The organism is Pseudoalteromonas sp. T1lg24, assembly GCF_002964745.1.
Taxonomy (GTDB): domain Bacteria; phylum Pseudomonadota; class Gammaproteobacteria; order Enterobacterales; family Alteromonadaceae; genus Pseudoalteromonas; species Pseudoalteromonas spongiae.
Window position 1 is genome coordinate 577,618 of the sequence record NZ_PQCB01000016.1, and the last position, 20,842, is coordinate 598,459.

Below are 20,842 nucleotides of genomic sequence, written 5' to 3' on the forward strand. Positions count from 1 at the left end.
CGACCTTTTTTACCTGCAACAACCGGAGCCATTATGTCTGGGGTTATTTATCTTCAACCAGGGCGTGAAAAGTCGTTAAAGCGCAAACACCCTTGGATTTTTTCTAAAGCCATTAAAAAAGTTAAGGGCAACCCGGGCTTAGGTGACACCGTTAGCGTTTACGATGCAGATGGTAAATTTTTAGCAATTGCTGCTTACAGTCCGCAATCACAAATTCGCGCACGTGTTTGGTCGTTTGATGAAAATACCATTGTTGATACAGACTTTTTCTATAACCGATTAAAGCAAGCCCTTAGTTTACGCGATTATGTTATTGAAGAAGGCGGGCTAACCGGTTTTAGATTGTGTGCAGCAGAATCAGACGGCCTACCGGGCATCACCATTGACAAGTTTGATAACTACTTAGTGTGCCAGTTACTAAGTGCCGGTGCCGAACGCCATAAAGGCGAATTAGTACAAGCACTAATTAAATTATTCCCAGGTTGCAATGTATATGAACGTTCTGACGTTGATGTACGCAAAAAAGAAGGCTTGGAGCCAATTACTGGCGTATTACACGGCAGTGCACCAACCGAGCCGGTTAAAATAATGGAAAATGGCTTGGCGTTGGAGGTTGATATTTTAGGCGGCCACAAAACCGGTTTTTACTTAGACCAACGCGATAGTCGTAATGCGCTGAGTCGTTTCTCTAAAGATAAAAACGTACTTAACTGCTTTAGCTATACAGGCACATTTAGTCTGTACGCATTAAAAGCAGGCTGCGAAAAAGTGACTAATGTCGATGTATCTGAAAGCGCATTAGCCATTGCCAAACGCAATGTCGAGCATAACAACCTTGATCTATCGAAAGTAGACTTTATCAAACAGGACGTTTTCAAATTACTGCGTGAATATCGTGAAAACGGCGTGAAATTCGACACGATTGTGATGGATCCACCTAAGTTTGCAGACAGCAAAGCACAATTGACCGGTGCATGCCGTGGTTATAAAGATATCAATATGATTGCCATGCAAATTTTAAAACCAGGTGGCACGTTATTAACCTTCTCATGCTCTGGTTTAATGGAACAGAATTTATTCCAAAAAGTGGTTGCCGATGCGGCATTAGATGCGGGCCGAGAGCTGCGTATTATGGAACGATTAAATCAAGCACCAGATCACCCAATTGCGGGGGAATACCCTGAAGGATTCTACCTTAAAGGCCTTATCTGTAAGGTATTATAAAGACTTAAACTGTCAGATTCAGGTTATTGCATCTGACAGTTCTTTTTAAGTTTCAAATTTAACAGTCACCGCCCCCGCCAGAACAATCGCCACCGTTTGAACCACTATCACCACTGAGAAATCCACCGTCACTAAAGCTAGTTCCATTGGTTCCGCTTCTAGAGTTACTAAGACCAGATGAAAGAAGTGATGCTTTAATTAAAGTAGTAATAATCAGTATCACAAAAATAATCGGGCACACTATTGCTTGCAAGTTCGATTCAGATTGCACACCGGTAAAATACCCAGATGCGACTAGGCCTAGTACTATAATTATCCATGACCACATACACATATCCTTTTTGCTAAAATCAAAACTACGTTGCCGCCCTTAGCGCGTTATGTCAACACTAAATTCTTTATATTCAATAAAGTAAAGCTTAGGTCTAGTATATAGTCAGTTTAATCTCAGGTAGATTTTGTCATTAAAAAAGGAGCATCATGCTCCTTTTTTAATTTATTTCCAGTACTTCTAAACCCAGCAAATATTCTTGATCTTCTATTTCGCTGCAGCGCACCACAGTCGCTAGTGCATCAAGTGCCGGTACACTGTTATTGGTGGCATCGATACGCACTTTTACTTGTGTGCTTACCTCTAATGGCTCATCGATTTCAATTGCCATTCCCGTTGCACTTAAATCTCGGCATACACCATCAATTTTACGGCCAGCTTCTGAGTCTAAAATTACTAGCTGTGCTTCAGCATTTACTAACATGCGAAAAAAATTACGCTTGTCTTCATACAACATTAGATTTCCCCTAAACTTCCTGTCGCAGGTTTATTATTACCACAGCAAATGCCGATTTCCAATAACAAAAAATTTACATTTGCTTGTGATATTTATTCGCCACTACTCTCTTTAATTGCATTTTGTATGCGCTTCAACGAGATAGGATACGCTGTACCTAAATTCTGTGCAAACATTGAAATGCGCAGTTCTTCAATCATCCAGCGTACTTCTTCAAGTTTCTGTTTTTCACTGTTTGAGCGCGCTTTACCAAGTGCATCGCTAAGTAGCTTTTGCGCTTTTTCCACATCTAACATTTTGAGTTTATCTTGATGCGGATCAATCGGCAGTTTTTCTAATCGTCGCTCAATGCCTTTTAAATAGCGGATCACATCTTTGATGCGCTTGGCGCCGTGACGAGTGACAAAGCCTTTAAAAATAAGCTGTGATAACTGTTCCTTGATATCGCCTTGCGCCAAGATCATAGTGAGATCGGTTTTACCTTTAAGCTTTTTATTTAAGCCACTAACAAGGCTAAGTGCCGCTTCAACATCGAGTGCAATAGCAACAACTGCATCACCCAACTCACCGCGAATGGTTTCTTTAATCTCGGTAAACGATTGCTCGTCGCGGACAGCACTGCTCGCAGCCAAAATGTCATCAACTGCGGCGGCAATACAATCGTCAATCAGCTCGTTAATTTTACCAAACGGATTAAAATAAAGGCCTAACTTCGCCTTATTTGGCAGTTTTTGCTGTAAATACTTAATCGGCGATGGAATATTTAATAACACTAAACGACGTAAGCCTTTTAAGTGTGCACTATCTGCTTTGTCTTTAGCATCAAACAATTTAATGCTTGTGGACTTTCCTTCATCGACTAGAGCTGGATACGCCTTAACCTCGTACTGACCTTGTTTTTGTACGTAAGATGCAGGTAATTCACCAAATGACCATTCAATTAAGTCACTTTGTTCTATGCCTTTTTCAGCCACTTTGGCAAGATTGTCACTTACTTTACCTTTCAGTTTTTCTTTAAGTTCAGTTAAGTCGAAACCACTTGCAAGCAATTTATTTTTATCATCTCTAATAGCAAACTGAAGTTTCAAATGACTTGGCAACGCAGAATAATCCCACTCTTGTGCTTTAATCGTGATACCAGACATACGCAATAATTGCTTACTGATTGCTTCAATAAAACTGCCCTGCATTGGCTCAAGCGACGCCATTACGGCATCAGCGTAATTAGGCGCTGGCACAAAATTACGGCGCGTTGTTTTAGGTAACGATTTGATTAAGGCGGTGATAAGCTCATGACGAAACGCCGGAATATGCCAATCAAAACCTGTATCTTCCACTTGGTTTAACAGCGCTAAAGGCACCTGCACCACTACACCATCCAATGCTTGCCCAGGTTCAAAATGATACTCTAACGGGAAGAACAAATTACCTTGCTGCCAAACGTCCGGGTAATTGTCTTTACTAATATGAGCCGCATCATGTTGCATTAACGCCGCTTTATCCATATAAAGGTATTTTGGCTCGGTTTTCTTTTTACTCTTCCACCAAGTATTAAACTCAACGCGACTGGTTATGTTATCTGGCAATCGTTGATGGTAAAAGTCCATCAAGGTTTCTTCATCGACTAAAATATCGCGACGACGTGCTTTGTGCTCAAGATCTTGGACTTCATCAATCAGCTTTTGATTAAAGTTTAAAAAACTTTCACTTTGGCCAAGCTGTTGTTCAACCAACGCACTGCGAATAAAAATTTCACGGCTTAACTTGGCGTCTATTTTATTAAATTGCACGCTTTTACGTGACACAATGGTTAAGCCATAAAGGGTTTGCTGTTCAAACGCCATTACCGCGCCCGCTTTCTTTTGCCAGTGCGGTTCACTGTAACTGCGATTCACCAAATGCTGTGCAAGTGGCGCTACCCATGCAAGATCTATCTTGGCATTAATACGGGCAAAGAGTTTACTGGTTTCAACGAGCTCTGCGGCCACTAACCATTTCGGTGACTTTTTGAAAAGACCTGAGCCTGGAAATACAAAGAACTTACTTTGACGCGCCCCTGTGTATTGCTGATTTTCATCTTTCATACCAATGTGGCTGAGCATACCTGCCAAAATTGATTTATGAATTGCTTCATAGTCGCTCGGGTTTTGGTTAATTTTAAAACCCATTTCTTCGCATGTTGATACCAGTTGATAAACAATATCTTGCCATTCACGCACACGCATATAAGCAAAGAATTCGTTTTGGCAAAGCTTTCTAAATTGGCTGCGCGACAACGCTTGTTGTTGCTCTTCTAAATAACGCCATAAGTTTAAAAAGCCGATAAAATCAGAATCTTTGTCCGCAAAGCGGCTATGGCTTTCTTGTGCTTTGGCTTTTTTATCTTGCGGGAATTCTCGTGGGTCTTGAATCGATAACGCCGCCACAATCACAATCGCTTCGAACATGGTGTCGAAATCTTTCGCTGCGTGCACAATTTTTGCTAACCGTGGGTCTACTGGTAAGCGGCTTAATTCGCGCCCTGCTTTTGTAAGCTTATAATCTTTCTTTCGTGTAACCGGTGTAATTGCCTGAATTTCTTCGAGTAAGCGAAGACCATCGGTAATATTTCGGTTATCAGGTGCTTGCACAAATGGGAATTTCGCAATATCGCCTAAGCCAAGTGCCAACATTTGCAAAATAACTGACGCTAAATTTGTTCTTAAAATTTCTGGGTCGGTAAATTCAGGGCGGCCCAAAAAATCTTCTTCTGAATAAAGGCGAATACAAATACCTTCAGCCACACGACCACATCGCCCTTTACGCTGATTGGCACTGGCCTGCGAAATGGCTTCAATTGGTAAGCGTTGAACCTTAGTACGGTAGCTATATCGGCTAATGCGTGCTGTACCTGGGTCAATAACATAACGAATGCCCGGAACCGTAAGTGACGTTTCAGCAACGTTAGTAGACAATACAATACGACGGCCAGAGTGCGAGGCAAAAATACGGTTTTGTTCAGCATTTGAAAGGCGTGCATATAGTGGCAGCACTTCGGTATTTGCAAGGCCACGTTTCGCGAGCGCATCGGCCGTGTCGCGAATTTCACGCTCACCATTCATAAAAATAAGAATATCGCCCGGCCCAGCTTGCATTAGCTCATCAACCGCATCAAAAATACCTTGCAGTTGATCGCCCTCTGCTTCCATCTCTGTTTTGTCGATTTCCGTTAACGGACGATAACGCACCTCAACAGGGTAAGTGCGGCCCGATACTTCAATAATCGGCGCATTGTTAAAATGCTTCGAAAATCGCTCGGGATCGATGGTTGCCGAGGTGATAATCAGTTTTAAATCGGGGCGTTTGGGTAACAGGTTTTTCAAATAACCTAAAATAAAGTCGATATTTAAACTGCGTTCGTGCGCTTCATCGATAATGATGGTGTCGTACTGGTTTAAAAATCTATCTTGTTGAATTTCCGCGAGCAACACACCATCAGTCATCAGCTTCAAATAGCTTGAGTTAGAAACTTGATCACTAAAGCGAATTTTAAAACCCACTTTATCACCTATGGTAGTGCCAATTTCTTCAGCAACACGCGCTGCAACACTGCGCGCCGCTAATCGGCGTGGTTGGGTGTGGCCAATTAAACCTGCAACACCTCGGCCAAGCTCTAAACAAATCTTTGGTAACTGAGTGGTTTTACCTGAACCAGTTTCACCCGCGACAATCACCACCTGATTTTCGCTAATGGCTTTTTTAATATCGTCTTTTTTCTGACTAACTGGTAGGTTTTCTGGATAACTCACCTGTGGCAGTTGCTTTAAACGTAACTCCCTCAGCTCGATGCTTTTTTCAATGTCTTTTGTAATTGTGGTAAGCACCTTCACCTGTTTTGCTTCATCATTTATTTTTTTCACACCATCGAGGCGACGTTTGAAGAAAAACTGATCTTTCTTAAGACAATTTTTTAAGAGTGAATAGAGCTGCTGTTGTGGATTAGCCATAGATAGAATAAAGCGGAATTTCAAAAGGCCAATAATAACAAATTGATTGTCATAAAATAAGGGAAGCATTGCGCTTCCCTTATTTTAATTTTATTCAACTAGGGTCTGTTGATCTTTGCTGTTCTATTTTTGTTCTGTTTGAGCGAGCTTTTATCGCGTCGCTCGATGTGTGGCCTAGCAATCTAAGCGAATATCGAGCAACAATGAGAAAAGTGCGATCAAAAGAACCGTTCGGCAGCGCTTGATTGGCTTTTCTACTGTGTTATCGGCTGACTCACATAGAATAACTATGCCACGCAGCCTCTGCCTTGTATAAAACCCAATCAAACTGCTGCAAAAACGAACTTGAAAGGTCAACAGACCCTAAAAAATCGCCGTTATTCGTCTTTAAAAATTGCCACATAGGTAGGCTGATTTGCCTGTTTTGACGCGCGATACATGCCTTTAGTATTAAATGGCAGACTAATATTACCTTTACTATCAACAATAATTACGCCACCTGTGCCCCCTATTGGTTTAAGTACATCATGAATTACTTCATCACCGGCTTGCTGAATGGTTTTGCCTTGATACTGCACACGAGCACAAATATCAGACGCCACACTGTAACGGATGAAATATTCACCATGGCCTGTAGCAGACACCGCACATGAACGGTTATCAGCAAAGGTACCCGCCCCAATCACAGGCGAATCACCAATACGACCAAAGCGTTTTGCCGTCATACCACCGGTTGACGTACCAGCTGCCAAGTTACCGTGTTTATCTAACGCCACAGCGCCGACCGTGCCCATTTTATATTGCTCAGGCAGTGCACGATGATTTGCTTGGTAGTTCTCTGTTTTATTGAGTTTCTTTTTGGCACGCTCTAGCGCTTTATAACGGTGCTCGGTGTCGAACACACTGTTATTAACTAAGCTCATTCCATTTTTCTTAGCAAATTGTTCTGCGCCATTACCGCTTAGCATTACGTGTACAGATTCTTCCATTACTAAACGTGCTAAATCAATTGGGTTTTTAATGTGCTTTACACCTGCTACGGCGCCCGCTTGACGGTCGCGTCCATCCATAATTGATGCGTCAAGTTCATGGTGCCCATCATAAGTGTAAACAGCACCAATGCCAGCATTAAAAAACGGCGAATTTTCTAAGATATTAATGGCTGTAGTGACCGCGGTTAAGCTCTCACCACCGTTTTCAAGCACTTTATAACCTGCTTCTACCGCTTCTTGCAGTTTAGCGCGATACGCCGCTTCCTTTTCAGGGGTAAATTTACTTTTATCTATCGTGCCTGCTCCACCGTGAATGGCAATTGAGAAAGGCGGTTCACTTGATGCAAACACGCTAGTAGATAAAAACGCTGTTAAAAACGCAGTTGCGAGTCGTTTGTTCATTATTGTTTTCCTTTTGTTTTTAGAGCGTATTGATCTTTGTGGTCTAAATTCTGTTCAAATCCAAAGCTTTTTGACCGCGGCGTTGCTTTGTAGTCCTAGTGGGCTAAGTCAAGAAGCAACAACAAAGAACAAAACGCTTTGGGTTAAACCTGTTAGGCGGCGCTTGTTTGACGTTTATACTGTGTTATCGCTCATTTATGTAAATAACTACACTACAATCGCTCTGCCTCGTCTAAATGCCAAACAAACTGCTGCAGAAATAGACAGCAAAGGTCAACACGCTCTATTCAATTTGCAAGGCAAACGCGTCAATTTCAAGCATTTTCGATGAACAGCACAAAGGCGTTATTTTTTTGCGCTAGATCAACGCAATCCCATCAAAGCGGCGTAGATTAATAATTAAAGAATAGGAGGCGTTATGAACAAAAACGCAATTTTAATCGAGCTTAAAGAAAAACAAATCGAACTCAATAAACGCATCAATGCGATTGGTTCAGATTTTAAAAAAGGTCGCTCGCAAGACTTTGCAGAACAAGCAACAGAGAGTGAAAACGACCAAGTGCTCGATGGCATTCGCCATGAGGCAAAATTGGAATTACAACAAGTAAATGCCGCTATTTCGCGCTTAGAAAACAATAATTATGGCGTTTGTAGCCAATGTGAGAGCGAAATATCACGCGAGCGTTTACATGCATTACCCTATGTTCAAACTTGTATCAACTGTGCACAATAAGGAATAACACCCATGTTTATTGAAAAACACGACATGCATCATGAGTTTCCAGAGTTTAATGAAGAAATTCGCGAATTAAAAATGACTAATGCGCACTTTTCTAAATTATTTAAGGAATACCACGATCTTGATCACGAAGTGATCCGCATTGAAGAAGGCGTTGAAAATACTTCTGACGCATACCTAGAAAAACAAAAAATGCGTCGTTTACACCTAAAAGACGAGCTATACGCGATGCTGAAAACACATAAAGAAAATTAACAAACAGCAAACACAAAAAAAAGCGCCAATTGGCGCTTTTTTTACTTAACGTTTAGTCGTTAAATTAAGCATCTTGCTCTGCTTTTAAACGTGCAAGACGATTTACTTGAGGCATTGACGTTAAGAACGAGTAGATTGGTGGTAAGTAACCACGCTTACGAAGTTCTAAGAACTCGTCATCAGCCATCTCGTTTAGCTTTTTCTCGTCGATTAGGTAGATACCATTGATATCACGCTTCTCGCCTTTAATTTCAAGCGTTAGTGTTTGCGGAATAAGTAGTTCTTTATCAGCTAAGAACTTAGTGAACGCAGCAGTAACTTGTGAAAATTCAACAAAGGCAATTAAGCCTTCTTTACGACGCTTAAGGTAATCTGTTTCTTCGCCCTTCTCATCGAAAAGTGCATTGCCCTCTTCTTTGTTTACAAGATCGCTAGATTCGTTGATTCCAACAAATAGCTGGTCTTCATTTTCAGGGTTTTTGCTCAGTACTAACGGGTAACGTGTAAGTGCGTGTGGAAGGTAAGCACCCTGCCATTTGTCATCTTTAACAAATAGGTTCTCACCAGGCTCAAGACCTAACATTGCAACTGGCTGGAATTCACCTGTTTCGTTATTTTTTACAAATACAATTGGGTATTCGTTAGCTACACGTGCAAATTCGTGCGCTACAACTGGTACTAAGTGTTGATCTTTAACTAGGTCTGTGTTGAAACCGTTTTTAATTTTAACATCTTTGTGTTCAACATTATGAAGAGGCTTTACTACGTCCGTCATCTTACTGCTCCAATGGGATTCTAATTATTTATAATAGTGCTGCTAGGCTAGCGGTTTTAATTGTAAAAAGAAAGTAAAAACCTCGTTTCTTTTTAATGTATGTAAACGTCTATTCTTTACCTAACATTTCATTACAAAATGATATAAGGACGAACAATTATTTTTCAAGGGAACGGGTGACAAAAAGCGACAATTTGTGTCTAATTGATAACAACAAAACAGCGCTGTCATTTATTAAGTAGTGTCAAAATGGAAATAAAGCCGATTCAATCAATTATTATTTTAGGTGGTGGTACAGCCGGTTGGCTGGCTGCAAATCATCTCGCAATTAATCTAAAACCCAAAGAACAACAAGGTGTTAAGATTACTGTGATTGAGTCTCCCGACACCCCAACCATTGGCGTGGGCGAAGGTACTGTGCCTTTGATGCGAAATACACTAAAAGAATTTGGTATCAGTGAAGAAAAATTTATTAAAGAGTGCGATGTTTCCTTTAAACAAGGCATTCAATTTGATAACTGGATGAAGCCTGTCGATGGCAAAATGCACTCATACTACCACCCTTTCGACTACCCTATTTTAGATAACGACAGTGTTGCTTCTTGGTTACAAAACCCTGTTATGCCATTTGCTCATGCCATGAGTCGCCAAGCACTGTTGTGTGATAATCATAAATCTCCTAAGGCCATTACCGACCCAGAGTTTGCTGGGCAAGCAGCTTATGGTTACCACTTAGACGCCTATAAATTTTCTGATTTGCTGAAACACCATGCGGTTGAGAATCTCGGCGTAGAACATCTTGTGTCACATATTGAAGGTGTGACACTTTCCGATAGCGGCGAAATTAACAGCCTAATTAGTTTGCAAGGTGACGTATTTAACGCTGATTTTTACCTTGATTGTTCAGGCTTTTGCAGCCGATTATTGGGGCAAGCGTTAAATATTCCGTTTATTGAAAAAAGTGATGTGCTTTTTGTCGATAAGGCACTTGCGATACAAGTCCCTTACGACAGCGAAGTACCGCAACTCCCTTCATCGACCATTGCAACGGCTTGTGATGCAGGCTGGATATGGGATATTGCCCTGCCAACCAGACGCGGCATAGGTCATGTATTTTCATCAAAGCATTGCTCTTTAGATGAGGCAAAAGCCACGCTTGCCAACTATTTAAACACATCTGTAGATGAAATAAATCCACGCTTAATCGATATGAAAATCGGTCATCGTGAAAAGTTTTGGCATAAAAACTGTGTTGCCATTGGACTATCTCAAGGGTTTGTTGAGCCACTTGAAGCCACTGGATTGCTCGCTTTTGATGCTACCACTAAATTACTTGCTAAATCGTTCCCTACCAATACATCACAATTAGCACTGGCTGAAAAACGCTATAACACCTATGTAAATGGTTTATGGCAAGGCGTAATTAACTTTATAAAAATGCATTATGCCGTATCGGACAGAGACGATACCGCATTTTGGCGTGATAATCGTGATACAGCTAGTTGGCCCTTAGAATTACAAGAAAAGCTTGAGCATTGGCGCACACATATTCCAAGCTTATATGATTTTGAACGCGGTTTTGATGCGTTTCGCTTAGAAAATTATTTATATGTTTTATACGGGATGAATTTCCCGACCGAGATCGGTGATACCGCTTATCGTTATCAAGCACCTGATAACGCTTTAAAACAATTTGAGTTAATCCAAAGGCAAGCAACTCAGGTTGCTGACTATTTAGAAGATAATTTAACGGTTATAAATAAAATCAAGCAATTTGGCTTAAGCAAGGTGTAAATACGGTATGGCAATTCCAAAGAAAATAGTAGTACTTGGCGGTGGCTCAGCTGGTTGGATGGCTGCAAGTCTTTTACATCACAGCTGGGCAAATAAAGGCGCTGAAATCACCCTGATTGAATCCGACATGATTGGCGTTGTTGGCGTTGGTGAAGGCTCTACTCCCTCATTAAAATATTTTTTTGAAAAGCTACAAATTGCCGAAAATGAATGGATGCCATTTTGTAATGCGACCTATAAGTGTGGCATAAGCTTCCCAAATTGGACTTCACACTTAGAAGAAAACGAATATTTTCATCCCTTTTACTCTGATCACGATTGGAAAACAGGCCAAGCGTTTATCCATAACTGTAACGTAAGACGCCAAGGGTTTGATATTCAAACAAGGCCAAATCACTATTGGCTACAAGCAAAATTAGCAAAGAATAAGCTCAGCCCTAAACTCAAACAACCACAAAATAAAGAGCTAGATTATGGCTATCATTTTGATTCGCAAAAGCTAGGCGAGTTTTTAAAAAATCGCGCTATTAAGCTAGGTATAAAGCACATTATTGGTACCGTAGATGTTGTTAATAATGATGATAAAGGCGTACACAGCCTAACTTTAAGCTGTGGTAAAACTATCAACGGCGAATTATTTGTTGATGCAACAGGCTTTGCCAGTTTATTGCTACAAAAAACGCTTAAAGTGCCTTTTATTTCATACAAGGATTACTTACTGAATGACAGTGCTATTGCCATTCCAACCGAAACGTTAACAGATGACGATATTTCTCCACAAACGGTGTCTCGCGCATTAAGCGCCGGTTGGGCATGGACAATTCCGCTTAGAAACCGAAACGGCAATGGTTATGTATATAGCAGTAAATATATTACACCTGAAGATGCTGAAGCTGAGCTGCGAACTTATTTAGGGATTAGTGAGCGCACAGATATTAAGGCGCGCCACATAAAAATGCGTTTAGGGCGTGTTGCAAAGCATTGGCATTTAAATGTACTCGGTGTCGGTTTATCACAAGGGTTTATTGAACCACTAGAAGCCACTGCATTAAGCTGTATTCAATACACTGTTGAACATTTTATTGAAACATTGAGCAAGATAGCAATGATGCAACTACCCAAAAGCAATTTAATCAAGAGATCAATACTGTTTATGATGCTATTCGGGACTACATTAGTGCCCATTATCGATTAAACACCCGAGATGACAGCGCTTATTGGCGAGACAACCGAAGTGCAGCATCGCCAGAAAAATTATCAAAAATACTCATGTCTTGGGATAACCCAGACAACCAGTTCGAAAGTACATTACAACAGTTAAATGCGGAAGTAATGTATTTTTCACCGAGTTGGTATTGTTTGCTTGCAGGTAAGGGGCGATTTAGTGAAGCAACTCACGCTCTACCCCAGCCAGTTAAAGTTGCTAATGTGGCTGATATCGATAATTACTGCGAACAACAAGCCTTACATTTTAAGCCGCACCATCAAGCACTAAGTAATGAATAACCCAATGCTTGTGAAATTTTAGTCAATTCATCTGAGCATTTAATTAACAAAGGACTATTTTGTTTTCCATAAATAAAAATTTTACCGTATCTGAGTCATATATTTCAGGGTCAGAGCATAAAATCATAATTATTGACAATGCGTTCAATGATTTGGATAAAATCATTAACTATGCAAATAACACTGCTTATTTTCAACCTCCTGGTAAAGACGGCACCTTATACCCTGGTAGTCGCGATGAAATGCCAGCTCCCTACTACGAAGCGTTTACGACACTCTTAGGTTGCGTATTCCCATCAAGTATCAAACATCAAATTGCACGTTGTTGGTTATCAAAAATTACTGTTAAACCTGATCAACTTTCACCCATGCAAACTATGCCCCATTATGATTCATTGTTAAATGAAGATATGGCTGCAGTACATTATTTATCAGGGAATGAACTGGGGGGAACAAATTTTTATCGCTATCGTGAATGTGAAAATATCACGCTATCACAAAGCGATGAACCGCTTATTATTAATATGCTAAAGCAACATCAAGCATCGAAATCAACTGGTTATATTGAACAGTCTAACGAGGTATTTGAAAAAGTTCATAGTGTTGAAGCTAAGCCTAACCGTATTGTTATTTATTCAGGCAATATTTTACATAGTCCATCAGTAACAAAGTATGTGGATTTTGATAAAAAAAGCCCTAATAGCCGAACCTCAATTAATAGTTTCTTTAAACGATTAAATTAACCTCAAGTTTTTTATTAGGCTGAATAGACTCAGCCAATAACTTACGATTTAAAATAAAAAAAGCCTCGCAATTGCGAGGCTTTTTTACAGGTTAACTTTTGCTTAGAAGCGGAAAGCTACACCCACTTTATAGCGTGCTTCACCTTCGAAGCTCCACGCTGGGTATCCATTACGAAGGTCAGCTTTAACTTCAGCATCACCAGTTGCAGTACCAATTTGGATACTGTCTTCTTCTGTGATGTTAACAGCTTCGAATGTAAGGTCTAGGTAGTCTGTTACAGAGTACTTAGCCGTTAGATCAAGTGTACCGTAGTCTTGGTGCTCGCGGTTACCATAGAAACCAGGTAATTCACGAACCATGTACTCAGAACGCCAGTTATATGCTAAACGTACGCTGTAAGTTTCAGTCTCATAATAACCAACCAAGTTAACAGTATGCTCCGAAGAATCAGAGAATAACTCGATACGGTCTGGGAAGTTTTCCGCAGGCGCTTCTGAATCTACATAAGTATAGTTAGCTTGGTAACCAAAACCATTGTCAAAACCATCTTGGATTTGTAGCTCTAGACCTTGGATTTCACCACCAGAACCAGTTCCTTTAGAAGCAACAGTCCAATTATCTAAACCTGTATCAGGGTCAATAATACCAACGCTTTGGTTAAGTTTTTGGTCAACTTTAGTGAATGATGAAATATCTTTGATGAAGTAAGTAGCGCTGATCATGCCATCACCATCAAAGTAGTATTCAACACCTAAGTCTGCTTGAGTTGCTTTGAAAGGCTCAAGACCGATATTACCAGTAGTGATAACTTCGTTGCCTAGCGTACCATCTTCATAACCAGCTAATGTTGATGCTGCAAACATATCAGTGTAGTTAGCACGTGACATTACCTGAGCTGCAGAGAAACGTAAGATTACGTCTTGTGTTAAGTCAAATGCAACGTTAACGCTTGGCAATACTTCACTGTAATCAGCTGTGTCTGTTGTTAAATCGTTAGCATAGTTACCATTTGCATCAAGTGCGTAGTAATCAGATGATGCATCAGTAGATACATAACGCAGACCAACGTTACCACGCACGCCTTCAGCTGAAAAATCAGCCATAGCATATAGTGAGAAGTTTTCTTCGTTTACAGTACCGTAACCTGACTTATAAGCAATTGAAGTATTATCGAAGCTTGTAATTGCCGCGTAACCATCTGCAAGCATCTGGTCAAGATTTGGCGCAGGAAGTGTAAAACCAGCACCTGAACTCATAGTACCTGAGTAGTAACGCGACGCATCATATGAACCGATTTCATCAACTAAGTTAGCAGTCCACGTTTCTTGTTTAACGTCGTGATCAGCCCAACGGAAGCCCGTTTTGATTGCAGTAATAGCACCGAAATCTACTGGGAATTTTAAATCAAACTGTGCATACGTTTCTTCGTCAGAGTTAGGTTGCTTCTTAAGAGCCCAACCTGCCGATGATAATTCACCTTGGAAGTCATCTGCAGTGAAATCTTTATTAGCAATATCAATTTTGATTACATCACCAGTAGCATCATAAGTACCTGCATAATCTGCTGGAGTGCCTAACCAGAAACCATAGTTCGAAGTTAGATCTGTACCACCGTCAGATTGTGTATTACCAATGCGACCTTCAAGCTCAAAGTTTTCACCAACATATTTAAAGTCGAAGTCAACAGTGTCTGATGTCATAGAACCTGCACGGCCCCATGTCTGTGCCCAACCTGGGTTAGTGCCAGTGCCTGTGCGACGGTAGAAAGTACATGTACCATCAGCATTTACTGATTCACACGCTGCTTCTTTGTCATCTGGGAAAATAGCAAATAATGACGTGTTTGCATTGTTTGCTGATAGCTCAAGGCTCATGATGTTTAAGCCAAGTTCTAAGTTGTCAGTTGGGCGATATTGGAATGCTGCATTAATCGCTGTACGCTCACGCTCTTGTTGGAACGTAGTAGGAACGATGTCACCCCAACCAACTAATGATTCGATACCGTTACGTTGGTAATTAGTTTCGGAGTATGCTGCTGCAACTAATGCACCAAATGTTTCGTCATCATTTTTCCAACTGTATAAACCAGAAACTTCAGGATCTGTCTCTTCAGAGATTGTGCCGTAATCAGCTTTAACGCTACCGAAGATAGTGTTTGCATCTAAATCTAGTGGCTTACGGGTGTTAACAATAACTGTACCACCGATACCGCCTTCTACAACGTCAGCTTGTGACGATTTGTATACTTCGATACCGCCAACCATTTCAGGTGGAAGAAGTGTATAGTTGAAGCTACGGTCGATAGCTTGTTGGTCGTACCAACCAGTTGAAGCAACTGAATGACCGTTAAGAAGTGTACGTGTTAATTGTGCAGACGCACCACGGATTGAAACTTGCTGACCTTGACCGAATGCACGGTTAACAGCGATACCAGAAATACGACCTAGGGCTTCACCCACATCGCTATCTGGAAATTTACCAACGTCTTCTGCTGAAACTGCATCTACTACAGAGTCAGAGAAACGTTTTGTATTAAGAGAAGCTTCTAGAGAGCGACGAATACCACGTACCTCAATTACTTCCACATCTTCTTTTGCTTGTACTTCTGAATCAGCTGCAACAGCTACGCCTGAAAAACCAGCGCCCATTGCTAAACCGATGTTAACTGCTAATAAGCTTTTTTTGAAATTTTTAGCTAACACAGGATTCCCCTTGAATCATTTTGTTTTGGTTTAATTCACTTTCTGCCCAGTGAAGATGACAGCGTTGTCATCTGATAACAAACCTTACACGTAAAATTACAATATCGCTACAATTATTTTTGCATTTTTTAAACAATCGCGTTCATTTATATATAACAAATAAGAACAATTTATTTACATTTGCAATAATAAATTTTCATAACACCCGCTAAATACGGGGGCTAGCGACCTTTTTACTATAACACACGGCAAATATTATCTGTAAAGCTTAATCTGTAAGAAAAGTTTAATCAGGTGGAGGTCGGATCAGGTGCTTGGAGCGATTTTAGAAAAATGTCAGGCAATTATTACATTGCCTGATAAAGCGCTTTGCTTAACGTTACGTTGGTTAACTCTGTGTTAGCTAATTGAGGGCCCCTATCACTGGGCAGAATGATAGAAGTGGAGCCCTCAAATCTTAATTCACATTACTTACAAGGGGAAATAATGACAGCGCTGTCATTTGTTAACAAGGATAATAAAGACACCGGTGTCATTTGTCTAGTCATATTTCGATCTTTTCGTAAAATTAGCCATGATTATGTTTTTAAAAACACATTAGGTTACAAAGTAAGCGTTTGAGTCGCTGTAAACGAGCCTGTCGTATAGTCAAAAAATAACCACGCCACGCATATCGAATTGTTGTGTACACAGATAAAGTGAATTCTGCTCCATAATCAGATAAGGCGGTGATTGATATGTAAGGCAGCGATGCGGGTTAGCTGTTTTTTACATGAAAGCCTATTAAGCTTTCATGCTTATTTTCACGATATTCAAACAATGCCGAGAACGCAATGGGGTTAGTCAGCATAAATAAGCGATAACGCAGTAGAAAATCAACAAGCGCAGGCGAACAGTTCTCTTACGCAAACTTTTATCATTGTTGTGAACAAAATCCAGGTAAGGGATGTGGGCTGAGCGTGCAAGCTTTGCTTTGTATTCATTTAGATCGCTAGGCAACATATCAAGCACCGCGATAAAGACACGCAAAATGAGGGCTGTAAAGAAAAACAGCCCTTGTTATTCATCGAACTTTTGACCCTTTTACATGAAGCAAGCAATAACCACCCAGCTTGCATAAAGGCACAAAATGACTGGAAAAACGATAGTGATTAGAGCACTGTTAGTTAGCATGTTTGCTGATATCAATCGACCAATCTGTTTCACAATAAACGGAATGTGCTTTAGGCAGAGTTTGCTCGAGCATGGTACTGCCTGCCCTATTTTGTCTGCGATAAGCTTCAAGCAGGTCATTATCTTGTGTTGTGAAATACCCCGGCATTACTTCTTTTAATTCATTAAGCGTGTTGGCCGCCTTATTATATTGCGCTAATGCTGCATACGCTTTGGCGACATAAACCGCTTGTAATCTTGTACGCCACGGGCGTTTTTCTATTTCCAGCACTTTTTGCGCTTGGTCTTGCAGTAGGTAAATATACATTAACGAATAACGCGCATATTCATTTGTTAAGGTTAACGCAGGGTCGCTGGAATGGGTTAACGCTAACTTAAGTGCGTGCTTCGCCTTATCAAACTGTTGTAAGTCGGTGTATGCCCATGCAACAAATACATAACTGCTTGCTTTTATCACATCCGATTGCGTATTCGGTAATAGTGTCTGAAACGCATTAATCGCTCGCTTAAGCATTTCTGGGTTTTGTCCATGGCGGCCCAGTTCACTTTGATCTAGCCCTTGATCAAGGTAGGAAAACGCTATGTAAAAATTAGCCCACGGCAACGCCGATTTGGCACCTAGCTTTTCAAACCCATGCTTTGCTTGCTTAAAATACTGCTCAGCAAGTTGTCCTTGGTGCAATTGCATATGATAAAAACCCGCATAAAGTTCTGCCATCGCTAAATCATACGGTAAGTTAAGCTCGGTAAAACGCGCTAACGCATCTTGCAAAGCGATTTCACGTTTTCCTTGGTCAAAATAATAGTTTTGTGCGATCGCCAGCTGTGTTGCGGCGATTTTTTCTAGATTGCCTAGGGTTTGGTAAAAACTCAGCGCCTTGGTAAGTCGCTCTTTATTTTTGACTAAATCGTTATACGGGCTTTTTTCTAGCCCCACATTATTTGGTTGTCCCAAATAAAATAGTGAATCTGCCGTCGCGGCTAACTCAGTATAATTATCAGTTAACTTCGCTGCTTTTTTCAGTAATTCATCATGTTGCTGCCATTTCATTGCTTGCCAAGCCAATGACGCTTGTAAACGATAACTTTCTGCGATTAATTGTGGGTCTTGGCTGTTGATACTGGCGTGAATGCTTTTCTCAATCAAAGCGTGTTGCTCGCTACTGCCTTGACGTGTCGCAATAATTGCCTGCCAATACGCGATAAAGGCATTAAGTAGTAGATCGTAATTTAGGTCGTTTTGCTCAATTTTACTAAATTCGATGCGAGCCTGTGACCATTTTCCCACAGCAACATAGCTTCTTGCCAAATAAGCGCTTGCCCAATTCGTTTGCGATATGGTGTTTGCTGCTTGAAAATACTTTATCGCCTCTGCAGCACCCGTGGTTTGCAACGCCTGCATGCCTTGTGCAATCGCCATAGCTGAAATATCAGGTCGCGCTTTTTTGGTGTTTTGTTTATGAGCATTTATCATTGCCAGAATCTGCTGCGAGATAACTTCAATATGCGATGCTAACTCGTCATAGCTCAAACTGCCCTGTTTGATGCGTCCATCAGAATAAATTGCCTGAAAGTCGATAACTTGTTTTTGCTGATGCATGCGCACACTTGCGAAAATAGCGACATTTGCCCCAAGTTTATCGAGTAAGTTACGTATTTGTACTGGCATTGCGGGCCACGGCAACTCATTTTTCAACAACGATAAATGTGCCTCAGAAGGCGAAATCACATCAACCCGTTGAGAGCGCTTTAAATCGACAGCCAACATATCTGACAGGCCATGTTCAAGCCATGCCATGCTTGGCTGTTGTGTATCGTTAATAAACGGCAGCACCATTACTCGTATACGCGATGAAACTTGGTTTTGTTGTTCGCTATGATTAGCTGCATTACCGCTATTAGGTTGCCAAATTCCAACAGCCAATATTAACCCGGCTAACATTAAAACGCACACAACAAACCATAAACGTAAGGATTTATTTAACGTGTTTCCTGTCTGTATTGTTTTTGCTGTTGGCTGTTCAGAATGCGTTGATTTTGCCTGGTTTACTTCACGTGTTATTGGGCAAATCCACTGATAACCACGTTGTGGAATTGTTTTAATGTAGCGCGGCGATTTAGCATCATCGTTTAGGGCCAAACGTAACTCACGAATACTTTGCGTTAATGCTGATTCGCGATAGTCACCATGCTGCCATAAATGTGTAAGTAGGGTTTCTTTCGCTATTAGTTCATTTGGATGCTGCAAAAAATAAGTCAGTAAATTTGCGACCTTGTTTCGCAGTAACACCGGCTGCCGAGTTTGGGCATCGTTCAGCCGCGTTAGGTAACCTGTTTCTGGTTCAAATTCATAATCACTAAAACGAAACAACAGCGCATCCATCCACAAATCAAAATATGCCTAAATAATAAATCAAAGCACAGCAAAACAAAACCTTTAACAAACTCCTAGATAAAACTTAATACATTGAAAAATATATAAATATATTTATTTTAGATGGATTTTATATCGATTTAATAGGGTTTGGGGCAAATAACAGCAACACTGATGCAAGCCAATTTTAAAGTGAGCTCAGTATGGAAATGTTTATTCAAGAAGCCCTCGTCAGCGATAAAGCTTCGCTGTATGTGGTGCTGGTAATATTTGTGACAGGCGTACTAACCAGCCTAACACCCTGTGTTTACCCAATGCTGCCAATTACCGTTGCAGTGGTACGCCAGCATGCAAACAATGTTTACCAGTCAACAGCATACACTTGTTTATATGTACTAGGGCTTGCGCTTAGCTACAGTTTATTAGGTTATTTTGCTGCCAAACTGGGGTACTTGTTTGGCAGTGTCGCCACCCACCCTGCAATGTTATTTATTGCCGGTAGTTTTTGCTTAGTCATGGCTGTATGGATGCTTGGCTGGATAAACATGCCGCAGCTTTCTTTCACCAAAAATACATTCAGTTCGTATGCGCCACTCAATGTATTTGTCAGTGGTGCTTTGTCCGGCTTGGTAATGGCGCCCTGTACTTCACCGGTACTTGGTATGTTACTGATGTACGTTTCAACTGAACAAGCACCACTCGTTGGCCCCATTTATTTGTTCGCATTTGCACTTGGATTAAGTGCCTTACTGTTCATTGCAGGCATTTTTTCCAACGTTTTAAACGTCCTGCCAAAAAGCGGCCCTTGGCTTAACGGCTTCAAATACATATTGGCGGCCTTGCTGGTTGGCGTGGCCCTTTACTTCTATTTTCAAATCACGTTTTAAGGATATTTATATGAAAAATATACTGGCTATTGTGTTATTTACTCTTGCCATCCCTTTGTTTGCATCACCGCTTAAGGTTGGCGACAAAGCGCCTAATTTAGTTAGCCATACCCTAAAAGGTAAGGCTATTAATTTAAAAGAGTTACTAAAGGAAAAACCCGTTTACCTCAAGTTTTGGGCAACATGGTGCCAATACTGCCAAGCTGAAATGCCACATCTAGCAGAGTTAAATAAAAACCATAGCGACAAAATCGCCATCATTACGGTGAACGTTGGCATTAATGATTCAGTTAACAATATTAACGCCTACTTTAATCGTAATAACCTGTCGCTAGATACAGTGTTTGATACAAACGGCGAAATCACGCAAAACTTTGGCGTATTAGGTACGCCTTATCATATTTTAATCGAGCAAAGCGGCAAAGTTGCACTAACGAGCTTTTTACACTCAGACAAAATTGACGTATATATCGCTGCGTTACCTGAAAAGGAATAGTAACT

14 protein-coding genes and 1 pseudogene are annotated in these 20,842 nt (G+C 40.8%); 8 read left to right on the forward strand and 7 right to left on the reverse strand.

Annotated features, from left to right (window positions below):
* Positions 1-33 precede the first annotated feature (33 nt).
* Entirely contained in the window at positions 34-1,224 is a 1,191-nt protein-coding gene (locus C2M30_RS10050; protein ID WP_105171533.1) for a class I SAM-dependent methyltransferase, read from the forward strand.
* 58 nt (positions 1,225-1,282) lie between these two features.
* Here C2M30_RS10050 and C2M30_RS21485 read toward each other — a convergent pair whose 3' ends face one another.
* The 4 genes from C2M30_RS21485 to C2M30_RS10070 form a co-directional block, all read right to left on the reverse strand.
* On the reverse strand, positions 1,283-1,552 hold the full coding sequence (locus C2M30_RS21485) for a hypothetical protein (protein WP_158683366.1): 270 nt from the start codon (positions 1,550-1,552) through the stop codon (positions 1,283-1,285).
* 163 nt (positions 1,553-1,715) lie between these two features.
* Positions 1,716-2,012 carry a PilZ domain-containing protein gene (locus C2M30_RS10055; RefSeq protein ID WP_010560309.1) on the reverse strand — a complete coding sequence of 99 codons (297 nt, stop codon included), beginning with the start codon at positions 2,010-2,012 and terminating at the stop codon, positions 1,716-1,718.
* Positions 2,013-2,104: 92 nt separating this feature from the next.
* The gene (hrpA, locus tag C2M30_RS10060) at positions 2,105-5,998 is read right to left on the reverse strand and encodes an ATP-dependent RNA helicase HrpA (RefSeq protein WP_105171660.1); all 3,894 of its coding nucleotides are present in this window, start codon (positions 5,996-5,998) and stop codon (positions 2,105-2,107) included.
* 377 nt (positions 5,999-6,375) lie between these two features.
* The gene (locus tag C2M30_RS10070) at positions 6,376-7,392 is read right to left on the reverse strand and encodes an isoaspartyl peptidase/L-asparaginase family protein (protein ID WP_105171534.1); all 1,017 of its coding nucleotides are present in this window, start codon (positions 7,390-7,392) and stop codon (positions 6,376-6,378) included.
* Positions 7,393-7,810: 418 nt separating this feature from the next.
* On the opposite strand from C2M30_RS10070, the gene C2M30_RS10080 reads away from it, so the two are divergent.
* A complete protein-coding gene (locus tag C2M30_RS10080; protein WP_105171536.1) occupies positions 7,811-8,125 on the forward strand; it encodes a TraR/DksA family transcriptional regulator in 315 nt (104 codons plus the stop codon).
* Positions 8,126-8,137: 12 nt separating this feature from the next.
* Positions 8,138-8,386, forward strand: coding sequence for a YdcH family protein (locus C2M30_RS10085; RefSeq protein WP_010560313.1), 249 nt, complete (start codon positions 8,138-8,140; stop codon positions 8,384-8,386).
* Between the two features lie 64 nt (positions 8,387-8,450).
* Here the strand turns inward: C2M30_RS10085 and C2M30_RS10090 are convergent, their stop codons facing one another.
* Complete coding sequence (locus C2M30_RS10090; RefSeq protein ID WP_105171537.1) at positions 8,451-9,161, reverse strand: SapC family protein; 711 nt, start codon at positions 9,159-9,161, stop codon at positions 8,451-8,453.
* A 249-nt stretch (positions 9,162-9,410) separates the two neighbouring features.
* Here C2M30_RS10090 and C2M30_RS10095 point away from each other — a divergent pair, with 249 nt between their 5' ends.
* The 3 genes and pseudogenes from C2M30_RS10095 to C2M30_RS10110 all read left to right on the forward strand — a co-directional run bounded on the left by C2M30_RS10095 (position 9,411) and on the right by C2M30_RS10110 (position 13,204).
* Positions 9,411-10,955, forward strand: coding sequence for a tryptophan halogenase family protein (locus C2M30_RS10095; protein WP_105171538.1), 1,545 nt, complete (start codon positions 9,411-9,413; stop codon positions 10,953-10,955).
* 58 nt (positions 10,956-11,013) lie between these two features.
* A pseudogene (locus tag C2M30_RS10100) lies at positions 11,014-12,461 on the forward strand (tryptophan halogenase family protein).
* A gap of 59 nt (positions 12,462-12,520) precedes the next feature.
* Positions 12,521-13,204, forward strand: a complete 684-nt coding sequence (locus C2M30_RS10110) for a DUF6445 family protein (protein WP_105171541.1) — start codon at positions 12,521-12,523, stop codon at positions 13,202-13,204.
* 102 nt (positions 13,205-13,306) lie between these two features.
* Here C2M30_RS10110 and C2M30_RS10115 read toward each other — a convergent pair whose 3' ends face one another.
* Entirely contained in the window at positions 13,307-15,907 is a 2,601-nt protein-coding gene (locus tag C2M30_RS10115; protein ID WP_105171542.1) for a TonB-dependent receptor, read from the reverse strand.
* 1,162 nt (positions 15,908-17,069) lie between these two features.
* Complete coding sequence (locus C2M30_RS10120) at positions 17,070-19,451, reverse strand: winged helix-turn-helix domain-containing protein (RefSeq protein ID WP_158683370.1); 2,382 nt, start codon at positions 19,449-19,451, stop codon at positions 17,070-17,072.
* 206 nt (positions 19,452-19,657) lie between these two features.
* Between C2M30_RS10120 and C2M30_RS10125 the strand changes: the two genes are divergently transcribed.
* Both C2M30_RS10125 and C2M30_RS10130 read left to right on the forward strand, forming a co-directional pair.
* Entirely contained in the window at positions 19,658-20,341 is a 684-nt protein-coding gene (locus C2M30_RS10125; protein WP_105171544.1) for a cytochrome c biogenesis protein CcdA, read from the forward strand.
* A gap of 10 nt (positions 20,342-20,351) precedes the next feature.
* The gene (locus tag C2M30_RS10130; protein WP_105171545.1) at positions 20,352-20,837 is read left to right on the forward strand and encodes a TlpA family protein disulfide reductase; all 486 of its coding nucleotides are present in this window, start codon (positions 20,352-20,354) and stop codon (positions 20,835-20,837) included.
* The last annotated feature ends 5 nt before the right edge of the window (positions 20,838-20,842 follow it).